Here is a 15,850-nt window from a genome sequence, read left to right as displayed (position 1 = left end):
GGCCGGCCCTCCCTACCGTCCGGACCGGCCGGGTCCGGGGTTCGGCAGGAGCACGAGGTGCTCCTCGCGGACGATGCCGAACTTCAGGGCGAGCCCCACCACGGCCTCGCGTTTGCCGCCGCGGCGGTCCGCGCGGTCGCCGTCGGGCAGGTCGATGCGGAGCTTCTCGGCGGCGAGATAGTCGAGGTGCGAGCTGACCGCGCGGGCGGTGAGACGGGCGCAGGAGGGGTGGCCGTGCAACCGCGCGACCACCTGCGGGGTGGTGGGCACGGTGGCGAGGGAGTGGTCGCGCAGCCATGGTTCGCAGAGCGCGACCAGGACCAGGAAGTAGGTGGCGGTCTCGTCCAACGAGTACGCCGTCATGGTGCGGCTCTCCCAGGAGCCGCCGCGGGCGTCCAGGTCCAGGTAGACGTGGTCGGGCGCGAACACCTGGAAGGACAGCGGGGTTTCCCGCCGGGAGGGCAGCACCACCCGGGAGAACTCGAAGGGGATCGGTGCGCCGACCCGCCGCGGCGGCACCCGCAGGTACTCGCCGGCGCCCTCCGGATTCTCCACCAGGTAGGCGTGGGAGTTGCTGAGGTTGCTCAACTGCCAGTGGTCGTCGGTCGCGTGGATCTCACCGGCCAGCCGGGAGACCGACTCGTCGCCGAGGCGCAGTTCCACCGGCCTGTGAGCGGATCCGCGGCCGAAGCGCGCCCGCTCTCCCGGACCGAGTCGTAAGGTCACCGTGTCGCCGCCGTTCCCCGCCGGCAGGTGGACGACAATCCCGCGCACCGCTCCTCCGTCCCGCGCACCGCTCCCCGTCTCGCGCGCCGACTCTTGCCGGACGGACGAACGGTACCTCTTCGCCTACGACAATAAACCGGAGCGGCAGGCTACTTGACAAGGTGGCAGCGGAGTGCACGGGTGTTCGGTCAGAGCATCGGCGCCCCCGGACGCAGGGGTGCCACCGGGCGGTCGCCGAACGCGGCCCACGGCCGCCAGCCGCCGCCGGGCCGGTCCTGGACGCGGGTGCGCAACCGGCCGTCCTCGGCCACCGCGAAGACGTGCAGCCGCCCGGTGGAGTCGGCCGCGGCCGAGGGCGGCGCGGCGAGCACCTGGCCGGGCTCGCCGAAGTCCTCGCCGAACACGTCCAGAGGCTCCCAGGCTCCGGCCGGCGCCGACTGCCAGCGGTGGGCCAGCCGTTCGCCGCCGGGGGAGAGGGTGAAGGCCTCCAACCGGCCGTCCGCGCCGGCGATCGTCAGTGGCGCCGCGGTGGACCAGCCGAGCAGCGGCTGCCAGGCGTCCCAGCCGCCGCTGGGCACCGACTGGCGGCGCTGGAGGGCGGCCGTGCCGGAGGGGGCGATCGCGGTGACGTTCAGCCGTCCGGTGCCGTCGCGGGCCACCCGCGGCGCGGCCCCGGCGGGCGTCCCGAAGCGTTCCCATGCGGACCAGGCGCCGCCGGCCGAGGTCTGCCAGCGGTGCAGCAGCGCCGCGCCGCCGGGCGCGAGCACGAACACCTCCAGCCGGCCGTCGGCGTTGGCGGTGACGACCGGCGGAGCGCCCACCGGGCCGCTGAAGCCCGCGTCCCAGTCGTCCCAGCCGGTCGAGCCGGGCGAGGCCTGGCGGCGGCGGGCGATCAGGGCGCCGTCGGGGGCGAGCGCGAAGACCTCCAGCCGGCCGTCGGCGTTCCGGGCGACGGCGGGGGCGGCGCCGGCCGGGCCGCCGAAGACCTCCCAGTCCGACCAGCTGCCGTCCGTCCGCTGGACGCGGTGGTGCAGGTTGGCGCCGTCGGGGGCGAGCGAGAACACCTCCAGCCGGCCGTCGGCGTTGCGGCCCAGCACGGGCACCGCGCCGGCGGGCGTCCCGAACACCTCCCAGTCCGACCAGGTGTCGGAGTCCGGGTCGGTCTGGACACGGCGCAGCATCGACCGGTCGGCCGCGTCGAGGGCGAACACGTTCAGCCGGCCCTGGACGTCCGGGGCGGCGACCGGGTTGTCCGGGCTCTGCCAGGGCGGCGGGGTGGACCGCCAGTCCAGCGGCGCCAGGTACAGGCCGCGGCGGAACCAGCCGGCGGCGCTCGCCCACCACTGCTGCCCGTCGGTGACCACCTCCACGGCGTGGCCCGGCACATGGCCGGCGCGGCCGTCGAGGGAGAAGCGGAACGGGTCGCGGGAGGCGAGGACGTCGGTGCCCTCGTAGCCGTTGCGCGGTCCGAGGAACAGGTAGTACCAGCCGTCCCGGGCCACCACGAAGGGCGACTCGGTGATCGAGACGCCGTCCGCGGCGGTGGCCGCGTCGGCGAAGGCCACGCCGGGCTCGCTCCAGGTCCGCAGCTCGGTGGAGCGCCGGTAGCAGACCTGGTGGTGCCCGCCGGGGGCGGACAGCTCGGTGTAGTACATCACCCACTGGTCGGCGATCCGCAGCACCATCGGATCGCGGGCGGCGGTCCCGCGGAACAGCGGCCCGGACGGCAGCCTGGTCCAGGTGGACAGGTCGGTGGAGGTCGCGGCGTTGATCGCCGCCCCGGCGCTCCCGCCCGCCGCGTAGAACATCCAGTGGACGCCGCCCGACTCGACGACGTGCGGGGCCCACAGGTGCTCCTCGCCGAAGTACGAGGGGTCGACGGTCAGCGCGTCCGGGTGGCTGCTCCACGGCCCGGACGGGGAGGGCGCCGAGGCGTGCGCGAGCGAGACCTCGGCGGCGCTGTCGGGCGCCTGACCGGGCGGTGCGCTGTCGCCGACGATGCTGAACAGGTGCCAGCGTCCGCCGGCCTGGACCAGGGTGTGGTCGTTGAGGTAACGGCGGTGCGCGGTGGAGGGGTCGTGGACGTGGGCGAACGGGCCGGCGCCGACCCACAGGTGGGGCGGTTCGGCGGCGGCGGATGCCGCTGAGGCGGTACGGCCCGAGAGCGGGAGTACGAGTGCTCCCGCTCCGGCCGCCCGCAGCAGGCCGCGCCTGCTGATCGGGTGCATTGCTGTGCTCCAGGGGGTTACCGGCGTGGTCAGCCGACGGCGGGTCCGTGGGTGGTGTTCAGCCAGGCCCACTCGGACCAGGTGGAGAAGCCGGTCTGCCACTTGTGGTGGACCCCGTCGGTGTTGGAGCCGAACACCTCGATCCGGCCGTCGGCGTTGTTCGCCGCGCCGATCTCGGTGCCGCCGGTGCCGAAGGTGTCCCACTGGCCGTACGGGGCGTTGAGGCCGGTCTGCCAGATGTGCTGCGCGGTACTGCCGTTGATGGCGAACACCTCCACCCGGCCGTCCGGCGAACGTCCACTGGTCAGCCGGGAGTCGGCGGGGCCGCCGGTGGCTTCCCAGCCGGACCAACTGGTGGGGTTGGTCTGGTACTTGTGGTAGACGCCGGCGGGTCCGGAGGCGAAGACCTCCAGGCGGCCGTCCTGGTTGTGGCTGACGGTGAGGTCGTGGCCTCCGGTGCCGAAGTCGTCCCAGGCGGACCAGGTGCCGTTGACGGCGGTCTGCCACTGGTGCTGGAAGGTGGTGCCGTTGAGGGCGAACACTTCCAGGCGGCCGTCGGGGGCCTTGCCGAGTTCGATCTCGCTGTTGGCGGGGCCTCCGCCGGTGGCCTCCCAGCCGGACCAGCCGCTGTTGGGTGCGGTCTGGTAGCGGTGGAAGACGCCGACCGGGCCGGAGGCGAAGACTTCGAGGCGGCCGTCCTGGTTCGTGCCGACGGCGATGTCGTGGCCTCCGGTGCCGAAGTCCTCCCAGCCGGACCAGGCGCCGGAGGGCTGGAGCTGGTAACGGTGCTGGAGGGTGGAGCCGTTGATCGCGAACACCTCCAGTCGGCCGTCGGCGTTGGGACCGATGGCGAGTTCCGCGCCGCCGGGGCCGCCGAGGTCCTCCCACTCCGACCAGCCGCCGTTGATCGCGGTCTGCCAGGCGTGCGAGACGCCGTTCCGGCCGGCCGCGAAGACCTCCAGCCGCCCGTCCGCGGACCGGGCCGAGACCACCCGGCCGGACTCCGCCGGATACTCCAGCGGCGCGGGGCCGGGCTCGTGGTGGCCGAGCCGGTCCACGGCGGCCCGCGCCTCGTCCATGTGCCGCAGGTGCGCGCCCGCGCTGTAGGTCGACCACTGGTGCCAGTCGAGGCCGCCGTTGGAGATCTTGTAGGCCGCGTCGGCGTTGCACTGGGCGTCGTAGGCGCACGCGTCGGAGACCTCGCTGTGCCAGTGGTCGTTGATCTCCCACAGGCCGCGGTCGGTGGAGGTGTCCGGGGTGTTGCCCTGGGTGTTGGAGGCCAGCGGGTTGCAGCTGGACTCGGCGAGGCCGACGGCGATCGCGGTCACCAGGGCTTCGCCGCGGAAGCCCGCCCGGTAGCCGACCTCGGCGCACAGGTCGCTGCCGGTGGCGGCCGGCGCGGAGGGGGCGGCGACCATCAGGCCCGCCGTCACGCCCAGCGCGGCGAGCGTGGACAGCAGGGTGCGTTGCGCTCTGGTCACGTGAGGGCTCCTCGGCCGACGGCGGGTCCGTGGGTGGTGTTCAGCCAGGCCCATTCGGACCAGGTGGAGAAGCCGGTCTGCCACTTGTGGTGGACCCCGTCGGTGTTGGAGCCGAACACCTCGATCCGGCCGTCGGCGTTGGTGGCGGCGCCGATCTCGGTGCCGCCGGTGCCGAAGGTGTCCCACTGGCCGTACGGGGCGTTGAGGCCGGTCTGCCAGATGTGCTGCGCGGTGCTGCCGTTGATGGCGAACACCTCGACCCGGCCGTCCGCGGTCTGCTGGCTGGTGAGCCGGGAGTCGGCGGGGCCGCCGGTGGCTTCCCAGCCGGACCAACTGGTGGGGTTGGTCTGGTACTTGTGGTAGACGCCGGCGGGTCCGGAGGCGAAGACCTCCAGGCGGCCGTCCTGGTTGTGGCTGACGGTGAGGTCGTGGCCTCCGGTGCCGAAGTCGTCCCAGGCGGACCAGGTGCCGTTGACGGCGGTCTGCCACTGGTGCTGGAAGGTGGTGCCGTTGAGGGCGAACACTTCCAGGCGGCCGTCGGGGGCCTTGCCGAGTTCGATCTCGCTGTTGGCGGGGCCTCCGCCGGTGGCCTCCCAGCCGGACCAGCCGCTGTTGGGTGCGGTCTGGTAGCGGTGGAAGACGCCGACCGGGCCGGAGGCGAAGACTTCGAGGCGGCCGTCCTGGTTCGTGCCGACGGCGATGTCGTGGCCTCCGGTGCCGAAGTCCTCCCAGCCGGACCAGGCGCCGGAGGGCTGGAGCTGGTAACGGTGCTGGAGGGTGGAGCCGTTGATCGCGAACATCTCCAGTCGGCCGTCGGCGTTGGGACCGATGGTGAGTTCCGCGCCGCCGGGGCCGCCGAGGTCCTCCCACTCGGACCAGCCGCCGTTGATCGCGGTCTGCCAGGCGTGCGAGACGCCGTTCGCGCCGGCGGCGAACACTTCGAGGCGTCCGTCCGCCGAACGCGCCGAGACCACCCGGCCGGACTCCGCCGGATACACCAGCGGGGCCGGGCGGGGGCCGCTTCCGGGGACACAGGGCACGGTGACGCCGCGCTCCGCGAGATAGGGCTCCGGGTCCGTGCGCATGGACGCGTTCGGGTCGGCCCAGACCCGCAGGTGCAGGTGCGGGCCCGTGGAGTTGCCTTCGCTGCCCATCAGCGCGATCTGCTGACCGGCCGTCACGTCGTCGCCCTCGAAGACGTCCCGCCGCTGCATGTGCCCGTACTCGGTGATGGTCCCGTCCGGATGCAGGATGCGGATCCACTGGCCGTAGTCGGGCGTCGTGCCGGAGAGGACGACCCTGCCGTCGCCGGCCGCGTAGATCGGGGTGCCGTAGTCGTTGGCGATGTCGATGCCGTTGTGCTCCTGGGAGTAGTGCTGGGAGATCTGACCGCGGGCCGGGCAGGCCGCCGCGAACCCGGCGGCCAGGGCGGGAGCGGCCACGGCGGGAGCGGCCGGCACGGTGAGCGGCAGCAGCAGGGCGGCCGCGGCCAGGGCCGACCGCGAGGTGAGGGAGACCATCGGAGCGCCCCTCACGCCTTGCGCAGGCGGCCGATGATGCCGTCGATGTCGCGCTGCATCATGTCCGGGCGGATGAAGTGGCCGCCCGACTCCTCGTGGGCCTCGTACGGGATGCCGGCGCCGTCGAGCAGGGCGCGGAACTCCCGCTGGCCGGCCAGCACTTCGGTCTCGTTGAAGGTGTCGAAGGGGTTGGTCGGGTCGGGGCTGGTGCCGGCGACCAGGAAGATCCGCTTGTTGCGGTAGCTCTCCAGGCGCTCGACCGGGTTGTCGGCGGTCACCCTGGCCTGGTCCCACAGAGGCATGCCGTAGATGCTGCCGCCGGCCAGGTCCTGGACGGCGGAGGAGACGTTGGCCCAGTGCGCGAGCGCGCCGCTGTGGAGGCGCAGGCTGGCCGGGCCGGAGTGGGCGCTGACCGAGGCGAAGTGGCCCCAGTACTTGGCGGCGTACTTCAGGGCGCCGAAACCGCCCATGGAGAAGCCGGAGACGGCGCGGCCCTCGGGCTCGGCGAAGGTACGGAAGTTGGCGTCGACCCAGGGGATCAGCTGGTTGATGTGGAAGGACTCCCAGTTGCGGGGGCCGACGTTGGTGCTGACCGGGTTGGAGTACCAGCCGGCCTGCCCGCCGTCGGGCATCACGACGATCAGCGGCTTGCCGATGGTCCAGTCGCGGACGCCCCGGCGGTCGAACTCGATGAAGTCCTGGAGGCCGCCGTGCAGCAGGTAGAGGACCGGGTAGGTGCGGCCGCTGGTGTGGTAGTCGTCGGGAAGCAGCACGTTGACGGCCGGCTCCCAGCCGATCTCGGCGGTCCGGAAGCGGTAGTACCACATCCGGGCGTCGCCCTCGTTGCGGTCGGAGATGTGCAGGCCGAAGCCGTCGTCGGCCGCGTGAGCGGCAGAGGCAGTCGCGAGGACGCTCGCGCCGCCGAGCGCCAGCGCGGTGCCGAGCCCGCCGGCGGACTTGAGGATGCTCCTGCGGGTGGGGTGGTTCGCGGTCACCGTGACCTCCTGAAGGCGCGTGATGGCGGCCCGTCCGGACCGCCGGATATCCGACGGTTCGGACGGTAGCCACGTGCCGCAGGGCATGGAACCCGGAACCATACGGACTGACAGCGACGGCTCCGGGCGTGGAGACTGAGGGGCTGTTGTCCGGCGTCGAGGCAAGGGGTCTTTGGCAAGTGGTGGGCGTCCGGGTCGCCCGGTGCTTCGCTGTCTCGTGATGATCGGTCCGCTGAGTCCAGGGGCTGACGGCGGCGCGGGCGAAGCATTCGCCGATCTTGCCGGTGGCGATGACGCCGACGGTCATGCCGTGGATGTCGCGGCCGAGGAGGCCGTCGAGGCGGAAGCCGAACTCGCGGGTGCGGTTGGCGGCGCGTGGGTGAGGCGGCGGTTGACGGCGAGGGCAAGGGTCCAGGCGTATTCGGCGACCGCACGGCACCCACGGTCCGGCGCGTCAGGGGAGCAGGGCCTCGATCCGGGCGAGGTGGGCGGCGAGGATTTCCTCGAAGGCGGCGCGGCGGTCCGCTCCGAGGGGGCGGATGTCGCGGGCGAAGTGGGCCAGGGCGGGGAAGCGTTCGGGGTCGGCGCCGAGTACGGCGACACGGAACTGCTCCATGCCCTGCTCGTACTCCTCGGGGGTGACGGTGCTGATGCCGGCCTCGGAGGAGATCAGCGCGGCGAGGAGGATGACGATGCGGTGGTACCGCACCGCGACCTCCTCGTCGGGCAGGCCGGACGCGCGCAGGGCCTGCAGCAGTTCCTCCATGACCATGCGGGATCCGGTGCCGCCGGACCCGTAGCGTCCCCACACCGCGGCGAGTTGGAGTTGCTCGCCGAAGGCCTCGCGCAGGCGCAGGGCCAGGGCGGTGATGCGCTGCTTCCAGTCGCCCTCGGGGCGGTAGCCGTCCATGGAGGCCAGCAGGATCCGGTCGGCCACCGCGCGCAGCAGTTCGGTCTTGTTCCGGAAGTGCCGGTAGAGGCTGGAGGAGTCGGTCCCGAGTGCCGCGGCGAGTTTGCGCACGCTGAACGACTCGGCGTCGCTCGTGCGCAGCAGTTCCGCCGCCGTGTCGAGGATCTCCTCGGTCGACCATCGCCTTCGGCCGGTCACGTCCCGCCCCTCTCGTCTCTCGTCCGGGCTCAGCCTAGTCCATGCACTTGCTCTTGTACTTGCTCATGCGCTTGCTTATGCACTTGCTGTTGCACGCACCGCGTGCATAATCGGTGCAACGCACAGTCCGACCACAACGAGACCCCGGCACCCGGCCGGGAGGGGGAGAAGGACACATGAGTGGGAGCGCTTTCGCGACACGGCCGCCGGAGCCGGATTACTCGGTGATCACGACCGAGGAGCTGCTCGCCTACCGCGACACCGAGAACCGCTGGCGGGCGTCGGGCGCGGCTCGGGCCGTCCTCGGGGAACCCGATCCCGGCGCCGCGATCGCCTGGCGGCAGGTGGCGCTGCCCGGCCGTGACCTCCCGGTCCGGGTGTACCGGCCGCAGTCGACGGGGGAGGGCGAGGCCGGCACCCGAACCGACCTGCCACTCGTGGTCCATGTCCACGGCGGGGGATTCGTGGGCACGGCGACCCAGTGCGACTGGGCCAACAGCCACCTCGCCGTCGAACTGCCCGCGCTGGTCGTCTCGGTCGAGCACCGCCTCCTCGCCCCCGGCAGTCCGCTCGCGGACGCCGCCGACGACGGCTGGGGCGTGCTGGAGCACGTGGTGCGGCATGCCGCGCAGTGGGGTGTCGACCCGGCTCGCACGGCCGTCTTCGGTGAGAGCTGTGGCGCGCTGATCAGCGCCCTGACGGCGATCAGGGCCAGGGAGGCCGGCGTGGAGCTCAAGGCGCAGGTGCTGGTCAATCCGGTGGCCGACGTGACCGGGACGGGGATGTTCGATCACCCCTCGATCGCCGAGTACGCGGACAACCCGGCCCCGGCCCTGCCGCTGCTGCGGCTCTTCCAGCGGCTCGCCGTCCCGCCGGGAGCCGACGCCGGCGCGGTCTCACCGCTGCACGCGAACGACCTGAGCGGGCTCGCCCCGGCGCTGGTGGTGGTGCCCACCCGGGACGCGGTCGCCGACCACGGCCGCAGCTACGCCGAGCGGCTGCGCGAGGCAGGGACCCCCGTGCGGCTCTCCGAATACCCGGGAGCCAAGCACGCGTTCCTCACCCTGCCCGGCCTGGAACCACAGGCCGAAGCCGCCCGGGCCGAGATCCTCGCGTTCCTCCGCGCGGCCCTGGCCGAGTGACGGAGGAACGACCGCCGACACCCGCAGAACGCCCTCGCATCACTCCTGGTAGCAGCACCCGCCGTACTCGTCGCAGTCGTATTCGAAGCCGTCGTCGGCGCCGTGGGTACGGATCAGCTTTTGGTCGTCCACGGGGCAGATCGGGGTGAACGACGGATTGACCTGGAGGAACGTCGAATCCTTCAGGGAGAACACAGAATTGACGACGTCGAGGCCGTGTTCGCGAATCCCTTGCTGAATGAAGTCGAATGCGTCGTAGACGTGGCCGCAGGCGCACGTGATCGGGGCGCATCTGAAGTTCGCGACCCTGACGCCCAGCTCCACTCGAATCCTTTCGGTCTCCTCAGGGGATATCGGGCGGAGCCCCGTGCGGCGAATCCGCTCCGGAGTCCAGAACCGCTCCTTGATGACAGCGGCCTGGGCGCGGGTCAGGTAGAACGAAGCCGAGATGCCACTCGTGATCGTGGCGATGACGATGTCCGCGACGGCTTCGTCGTCCGCCGAAGCCACCACCTTTCCGGTGGCGACTACCTTGTCGATTTCCGCTAGCAGCTTCATGGTGCCCACTTCTTGAATTTCTGCGATTCACCTGCGGTGTCCGCGAACTCTCGGTGATGCGCATCATTTCACTGTCTCGTCCGCCGGAGACCGGGTGCGGGTGAGGTTTCAGAGTCGGAGGGGGCCATCAGGCCTGTGGAGTGCCTATTGTCAGTGTGCGACGTCCCGCGACCGCTCAGCAACCGGACCGGAGATCCACCACCGTGACCGGCAGGATTTCCGGTTAATGGGTTGCAGATCTCCGGGACGGGGCGTCGGATCCCGGCCATTACAGCCCGGGCCCTCGGCCCCCAGGGTCCGCCGAGCGGAGCTGCCAGCAGGTTCATACGGGCTGGAGCCGGGTCCGGTTCGGCTGGTGGCCGGGCGCGGCCCCGATCGGGCGCTGCTCCGACCGGGCGCCGCTCCGATCGGGCCGGTACCGCTGATGGCTGGTTACCGGCCCGGTCGGGGCGGTTGTGCGCCTGCTGGCCGGCGCCGTCACGGAGAGCCCAGGCCGTCCTTGACGAGTGGTGTGCCGGCCGGCACCGCCTCCTGCCTACTGGGCCGGCCGCTGGTCCGGCCCGTGATCAGCGCAGGTGCCGGGCGAAGAACCCGGCCGCGTCCTCCCCGGCGAACTGCGGGACGCCCGTGTGCCCGCCCATGTTGGCGTGCAGCGTCTTCTCCTGGGAGCCGAAGGCGTCGAACAGGTCCAGGGACGCCTGCCGGTCGTTCCCTTCGTCGTCCCACTGCAGCAGGACGTGCAGCGGAACGGTGACCCGGCGGGCCTCCTCGAACATGGCGCGGGGAACGAAGCTCCCGGCGAAGAGGCCGGCGGCCACGATGCGCGGTTCGACCACCACCAGCCGGATGCCGATGGAGATGATTCCCCCCGAGTACCCGACCGGGCCGCCGATCTCGGGCCGTGCGAGGAGGGAGTCCAGGGCGGCCCGCCATTCCGGGACGGCCCGTTCGACGAGCGGGAGGATGAGGGCGTCGATGATCTCGTCACCGACCGGCTCACCGGCGGCCATGGCCTGCCGCAGGTCGGCGCGGGCCTGTTCGGCCGCGGCCCAGCGGGGCCGGTCACCGCTCCCGGGGAGTTCGATGGTGGCCGCGGCGAAGCCGTCTGCCGCGCAGCGTCGGGCCCGGGCGACCAGCCGGGGGTACATCTTGTGCAGGCCGAGCGGGGGGTGGCCGAGCAGGATCAGCGGGACCGGCTCGGACACGGAGGCGGATGCGGGCGTCCACAGGATGCCGGGGATCTCGCCGAGGGTGAACTCGCGCTCGAGGGTGCCGTCGTCGAGGCGCTGTTCGGAAGTGAAGTTCATGGTCGTGCCTTTCGGGAGTGCGCTGGAACGGCGCTCCCGGACGACGACCTATCGCCCGACCGTGACCCCGGAGGAGAGCACCCATGTCGATACGTTCACGGGTACCACCTCCTTGTTCTCTCGCACGGCCCCGGAAGGCTAGCAGATCGGCGGGAGCAGCGGTCGATGAAGCGAACGCGCGTCCGTCAAGGTTCGACGGCATGCGGTCAAGGCCCGGTGGCACCGGACGGGCATCATGGGCTGATGCGCGTCGTTCTCTTCCAGCCTCCGGTGTTCAGACGGGAAGCCCCCGCCACTGCGCTGGCCAAGGCCCTGGCCGTGCCGCGGATCCACCCCGGCGATCTCATACGTGCTCATATCTCCCGGAGCACCGAGCTGGGGGTCCGAGCCGCGGAGGCCATCGACTCCGGCGCACTGTTTCCGGACGAGATCATCACCGAGATCGTCCGCGACCGCCTGCACCGGTGGGCCCATGCGGGATTCCTCCTCGTCGGACACCCGCTCAGCGCCGCCCGGGCGCTCGCTCTGGACGAGTTGCTCGGCGAGCTCGGCAAGCCCCTCGACAGCGTGCTGCACCTGCGTCTTCCCGAGGAGGAGATGGAGCGTCACGTCCGTCGCCTGGCGGGCCGTCGCTTTTGCCGCGAGGACCAGAGCCACATCTTCGAGCTGTCGGTGGATCATCTCCTCATCGATGGCTTCTGCAACGTCTGCGGTGGTGAGCTCCATCAACGCGGGGAGGACAACGAGAACAGCATCCGCAGTCGGTTCAGGTCCCACGAGGCGATGCTGGAGCCCATCACCCAGCACTACGCCAGGCAGGACCTCCTCGTCACGGTCGACGCCGTCGGCGCGCCCGACGAGATCGCCGGGCGCGCGCTCACTGCCCTCCGGGATCGTGGCCCCCGGCCCTGCTCGGGGCGCCTGCGAGCGTGAGGCCGCCCCGTGGCTCCGGCGGTGTCGGAGGTCCGCACTCGGGCTGCATATGGTGGCGCAACCTGCTGTTGGTGAGCGACAGTTGGGCCACCATCCTGCATCTCGGGATCGGTGACTGACCGACCACGTCTCTGTCGGCACTCCGGGAGGGCTCGTCCACCCCACCGCCCTGCAGATCGGCAGCGGCATCGGCCTCACCGTCCTCGCCGGTATCGCCCAGACCATCGGCGCGGCGGGCCACGGCGACCTGTCGCTGCGCGGCCACCACCTCGCCTACGCCGCGGCAGCCGCGCTCCTGCTTCTCATCGGCCTCCCGGCCACGGCCCGTCTCACCAAGCAGGGCAGCTGACGGCGCCGCGCCGCTGCCGGGCCGCCGTGGGGGCGTGATCAGGACTCATACCCCTTGCTCCGAAGTGTCGTTGATGGTTCGGCCTCGTTGTTCCCTACGGTGAGGCTGCGAGGACGTCCGGCGCGGACACCGGCACCGTGGCGCCGCACCTCGCCCCCGGGCCCGGGCCGGGTTCGCGAAAGGCACGTACCCATGCCGATGGACATCGTCGACGCTCAGATCCACCTCCACCTCACCATGAGCGCCGAGGAGACCCTCGCCGCCATGAACGCCCTGGGCATCCAGGCGGCGGTGATCGACGAGTTCTGGGGGTTCGAGGCCCGGACCGGCCACGGCGAGCCGGGCATCGCGCTGCCGGGGGCCCGCGCGTTCCGTGCCGTCGCGCCCGGGGCCGAGATGGCGTCGATCCGGTACCCCGAGCGCTTCTGCTACCTGCTGCGCATCCACCACCGGGATCCCGAACTGGCCGCAGGCATCAGGGCCGTGGCCGATGCGCCGCACGCCCGGGCGGTGCGGATCGTGGCACGCGAGGACGAGGACGTCAGGGAACTGGCCCGGGGCGACTACGGGCCGGTGTTCGACGCCTCCGCCGACCACGGCCTGCCCGTCTTCGCGATGACGGCGCGCAACGGGCACCTGCTGCGCCCCTACGCGAAAGCCCATCCCGACACCCCGATCGTCCTCGACCACGTCGGAATGCCGGTGAACGACGAGGAGTTCGAGGACGTCCTGCGGCTGTCCGACCAGCCGAACATCATGATCAAGTGGGGGCACGGCCCGGAGCTGTTCCACGCCGGCGACTACCCGTTCACGCCCGCGCTCGACAAACTGCTGCGCGTGCTGGACGCCTTCGGCCGCGAGCGCGTCATGTGGGCCAGCGACCACACCATGATCAGCGGCGACCACTGCTGGGCCGACGAGCTCTTCGCCCTGCGGGAGACCGACCGGCTCGGCGCCGAGGACAAGGAGTGGCTCCTCGCGGGGACGGTGCGTGCCGTCCTGGACTGGCCGCGCCCGGCGAAGCCGTGAGCGGGAGGCCGTGAGTAGGAGGCCGTGAGTAGGAGGCCGTGAGCGGGGCGGCTGTTCGGCGGAGGTGACGGCCGGTCGGTACGGTCGGAACCGCTCCGGATCCGCTCCGTCGGCCCGTCTCGGCCCCGGTCGCCGAGTGCCGCGTGAACCAGAGGGGAAGGCCCCGCTCCAGGGCGGTGAAGTCTCGGTGGCCGCGACCCGGGATTGGCCCGAACCAGTCAACAACGCTGTCGGTCAGTGCTATGTTACCCGGCGGTTCGAGAGTCGGTGCGACGGCTCCGGACTGTGCGTCCCGCCACAAGTCACCACTGCCTCAGCACCGTTGACCCCGAAGGGACCCTCCACGTGACCGTGCGCAAGCTGACGCTGTCAGCCGCGGCGACAACCACCGTGCTCCTCCTCTGCGGCGCCGTCCTGACCGGAGCGGCGGCCTCACCGGCCGCCGCGAACACCACCGCAACCACCGCAACCACGGCAGCGGCGTCGTCCGACCCCTCCGCCGCCCCGAGCGCGTCGGCGACGCTGGCGCCCCCGACATCCGGCACGGCCGCGGCCACGGTGGCGGCCCCGGCGCAGGGCAGCGCGCCGGCGACCGCCACCACGGCCCCCGTCCTCGCGCTCTCCTCCTACGACCCGACCACCGGCGCCGCCGTGCTCGCGCCGGCCAGCACCGGTCCGCAGGCACCGTCCGCCCTGGCCGCGAGCCCGGCCGCCGCCGCGGCAGCCGTCCGGCCCGGGCAGCTGATCGACAGCCCGCCCACCCCGGCGGCCCCGCACGGCGCGCTGGTCGCCGTCACCGATGTGCAGCCGGCCGCCGACGGGAAGGTGGCCGTCTCCACCCGCCCGGCCACCCTCCCCGAACTGCTCGGCGGCACCAGCGCCGGCCTGCGCAGCGCCGTCAGCCCGAGCACCTTCGACGTCCAGCCCCAGATCGGCGGCGTCCAGGTCGTCACCGACCTCGGAGCGACCTCCGGTCAGGGCTCGGTGTCCGGCAGCCTGGGACTGAGCGCGAACGTCACCGTCCCGCTGCCCGACGGCAGTTCGGCGAAGCTGTCCGGCTCGGTCTCGCTCCGTCCGGCCATCGACTTCTCCTACCAGGGCGGCCTCGGCGTCATCGACCCCCAGCAGGCCCGGGTCGGCTTCACCCTGGGCGCGCACGCGGACTGGCACGTCAGCGCGAACCTCACCGCGAGCACCGGGCCGATCCGGATACCCCTGGCCAAGTACAGCGCCAGCCCCGTGGTGATGGTCGGCCCGCTGCCCGTCGTGATCAACCTGGCCTTCACCCTCTCGGCCGACATCAGCGCCGACGGCACCGTCAGCCTCGATGCCGAGCAGGCCTACGACGGCCAGTGGGGCGTCCACTCGGACTACGTCAAGGGCCCGGGCTGGACCACCACCACCGACCCCGGGAACTCCACCGTCTCCCCGCTGCGCCTCAACCTCAAGGGCTCCGCCTCGGCGAAGGCCGGCCTGCTCGCCGAGGGTTCGATCGCCCTGTACGACACGGTCGGCGTGAAGGCGTCCATCGAGCCGTACTTGCGGGCCGTGGTCAACGGCTCCGTCGTCCTCGACGGCACGGGCACCACGCCGGACGTCAACGGTTCGGCGGCCCTCTACGGCGGACTCGACATCAACGGGGCACTGATGGCCCGGCTCGTCATCCTCGGCACCCCGATCCTGGAGGCGGACCTGCCCTTCCTGGCCTTCCACCGCGAATGGCCGATCGCCTCGGTCAGCGTCGGGCAGCCCCCGGTACGGCTGGTGGACTGGACCTCGCTCAACGCCAGCCTGTTCGACGACAACCACTCCGCCTACCTGAAGACCCGGCCTGACTGGGACCCGTACGCCCTCAAGGCCGCCTGCCCGGACGGCAGCCGGCTGATCGGGCTGAGCTACGGCGGCGACAACGGCCTCTGCACGGACGTCACGAAGGCGGACCTGTGGGACGCCGGCCGCGCGTTCGTCGTCGACCACGGCGGCACCTACGTGACCACCGAGTGGGCGTCGGGCTACGCCAAGGCCCAGTGCCCGGCCGGCTCGGTCATGACCGGGTACAGCCGCAACGGCCGGACGATGGGCGCTCTCTGCGCCAAGTCCGCAGCACCGCTGGGTACTTCGACCCGTACGCTCTGGTTCGAGAAGGGCGACAACCGCCCGGCCGCGGCCGGTGGCGGTGACTTCTCGTACGGCTTCGCCAAGGGCCAGTGCGCGGACGACGAGGTCGTCGCGGGCATGGCCTACAGCGCGCCCTGGTGGCAGCTGTGGGCGGCGCGGCCGTCCGCGCTGCTCTGCCAGAAGCTCGCCCTCTGACAGCGGTAGGGGCAACCACCGTTGAACACGGCCGACCCACGGCCGGCCACGGCTGATCACCGCTGACCGCCGAGCAGGTCGTGCGGCCCGGGGGGGCCCCCCCCCCCCGGGGGGCCGCCCCGGGCGGGGCGCCGCCCCCCCCCGCCCCCGCGGCGGGCCCC

Annotated in this window: 12 protein-coding genes; 4 read left to right on the top strand and 8 right to left on the bottom strand. The window is 72.3% G+C overall.

Annotated features, from left to right (window positions below):
• Window positions 1-12: 12 nt before the first annotated feature.
• The 6 genes from ACFWJ4_RS32785 to ACFWJ4_RS32760 form a co-directional block, all read right to left on the bottom strand.
• On the bottom strand, window positions 13-774 hold the full coding sequence (locus ACFWJ4_RS32785) for a serine/threonine protein kinase (protein WP_380550623.1): 762 nt from the start codon (window positions 772-774) through the stop codon (window positions 13-15).
• A 140-nt stretch (window positions 775-914) separates the two neighbouring features.
• A complete protein-coding gene (locus ACFWJ4_RS32780; protein ID WP_380550620.1) occupies window positions 915-2,954 on the bottom strand; it encodes a glycosyl hydrolase family 32 in 2,040 nt (679 codons plus the stop codon).
• 29 nt (window positions 2,955-2,983) lie between these two features.
• Entirely contained in the window at window positions 2,984-4,372 is a 1,389-nt protein-coding gene (locus ACFWJ4_RS32775; protein WP_380550654.1) for a hypothetical protein, read from the bottom strand.
• 59 nt (window positions 4,373-4,431) lie between these two features.
• Complete coding sequence (locus ACFWJ4_RS32770; RefSeq protein ID WP_380550618.1) at window positions 4,432-5,955, bottom strand: peptidoglycan DD-metalloendopeptidase family protein; 1,524 nt, start codon at window positions 5,953-5,955, stop codon at window positions 4,432-4,434.
• Between the two features lie 11 nt (window positions 5,956-5,966).
• Window positions 5,967-6,950 (bottom strand): alpha/beta hydrolase, encoded by a 984-nt coding sequence (locus ACFWJ4_RS32765; protein ID WP_380550615.1) that lies wholly within the window; start codon window positions 6,948-6,950, stop codon window positions 5,967-5,969.
• Window positions 6,951-7,404: 454 nt separating this feature from the next.
• The gene (locus tag ACFWJ4_RS32760) at window positions 7,405-8,058 is read right to left on the bottom strand and encodes a TetR/AcrR family transcriptional regulator (RefSeq protein WP_359897887.1); all 654 of its coding nucleotides are present in this window, start codon (window positions 8,056-8,058) and stop codon (window positions 7,405-7,407) included.
• Window positions 8,059-8,234: 176 nt separating this feature from the next.
• Here ACFWJ4_RS32760 and ACFWJ4_RS32755 point away from each other — a divergent pair, with 176 nt between their 5' ends.
• Window positions 8,235-9,200: an alpha/beta hydrolase gene (locus tag ACFWJ4_RS32755; protein ID WP_380550612.1), complete on the top strand. Its 966-nt coding sequence runs from the start codon at window positions 8,235-8,237 to the stop codon at window positions 9,198-9,200.
• A 39-nt stretch (window positions 9,201-9,239) separates the two neighbouring features.
• Here ACFWJ4_RS32755 and ACFWJ4_RS32750 read toward each other — a convergent pair whose 3' ends face one another.
• Both ACFWJ4_RS32750 and ACFWJ4_RS32745 read right to left on the bottom strand, forming a co-directional pair.
• Window positions 9,240-9,758 (bottom strand): hypothetical protein, encoded by a 519-nt coding sequence (locus tag ACFWJ4_RS32750; RefSeq protein WP_380550609.1) that lies wholly within the window; start codon window positions 9,756-9,758, stop codon window positions 9,240-9,242.
• 566 nt (window positions 9,759-10,324) lie between these two features.
• On the bottom strand, window positions 10,325-11,065 hold the full coding sequence (locus tag ACFWJ4_RS32745) for an alpha/beta hydrolase (RefSeq protein WP_380550607.1): 741 nt from the start codon (window positions 11,063-11,065) through the stop codon (window positions 10,325-10,327).
• Between the two features lie 243 nt (window positions 11,066-11,308).
• On the opposite strand from ACFWJ4_RS32745, the gene ACFWJ4_RS32740 reads away from it, so the two are divergent.
• The 3 genes from ACFWJ4_RS32740 to ACFWJ4_RS32730 all read left to right on the top strand — a co-directional run bounded on the left by ACFWJ4_RS32740 (window position 11,309) and on the right by ACFWJ4_RS32730 (window position 15,689).
• The gene (locus ACFWJ4_RS32740) at window positions 11,309-11,998 is read left to right on the top strand and encodes an adenylate kinase family protein (RefSeq protein ID WP_380550604.1); all 690 of its coding nucleotides are present in this window, start codon (window positions 11,309-11,311) and stop codon (window positions 11,996-11,998) included.
• Between the two features lie 541 nt (window positions 11,999-12,539).
• Window positions 12,540-13,376 (top strand): amidohydrolase family protein, encoded by an 837-nt coding sequence (locus ACFWJ4_RS32735; RefSeq protein ID WP_380550601.1) that lies wholly within the window; start codon window positions 12,540-12,542, stop codon window positions 13,374-13,376.
• A gap of 345 nt (window positions 13,377-13,721) precedes the next feature.
• On the top strand, window positions 13,722-15,689 hold the full coding sequence (locus tag ACFWJ4_RS32730) for a hypothetical protein (protein ID WP_380550598.1): 1,968 nt from the start codon (window positions 13,722-13,724) through the stop codon (window positions 15,687-15,689).
• The last annotated feature ends 161 nt before the right edge of the window (window positions 15,690-15,850 follow it).

Origin of the sequence: Kitasatospora sp. NPDC127067 (assembly GCF_042724755.1) — a bacterium.
Lineage (GTDB): Bacteria > Actinomycetota > Actinomycetes > Streptomycetales > Streptomycetaceae > Kitasatospora > Kitasatospora lactacystinica.
Note: the sequence above shows the minus strand (reverse complement) of the source record. Positions and strands in the feature narration are given on the sequence as shown.

What these genes read in the sequence shown, in the direction of transcription:
- ACFWJ4_RS32780 (WP_380550620.1), bottom strand. Translation starts at nt 2,954, where the DNA reads ATGCACCCGATCAGCAGGCGCGGCCTGCTGCGGGCGGCCGGAGCGGGA.
- ACFWJ4_RS32775 (WP_380550654.1), bottom strand. Translation starts at nt 4,372, where the DNA reads ATGGTCGCCGCCCCCTCCGCGCCGGCCGCCACCGGCAGCGACCTGTGC.
- ACFWJ4_RS32770 (WP_380550618.1), bottom strand. Translation starts at nt 5,955, where the DNA reads ATGGTCTCCCTCACCTCGCGGTCGGCCCTGGCCGCGGCCGCCCTGCTG.
- ACFWJ4_RS32755 (WP_380550612.1), top strand. Translation starts at nt 8,235, where the DNA reads ATGAGTGGGAGCGCTTTCGCGACACGGCCGCCGGAGCCGGATTACTCG.
- ACFWJ4_RS32750 (WP_380550609.1), bottom strand. Translation starts at nt 9,758, where the DNA reads ATGAAGCTGCTAGCGGAAATCGACAAGGTAGTCGCCACCGGAAAGGTG.
- ACFWJ4_RS32745 (WP_380550607.1), bottom strand. Translation starts at nt 11,065, where the DNA reads ATGAACTTCACTTCCGAACAGCGCCTCGACGACGGCACCCTCGAGCGC.
- ACFWJ4_RS32740 (WP_380550604.1), top strand. Translation starts at nt 11,309, where the DNA reads ATGCGCGTCGTTCTCTTCCAGCCTCCGGTGTTCAGACGGGAAGCCCCC.
- ACFWJ4_RS32735 (WP_380550601.1), top strand. Translation starts at nt 12,540, where the DNA reads ATGCCGATGGACATCGTCGACGCTCAGATCCACCTCCACCTCACCATG.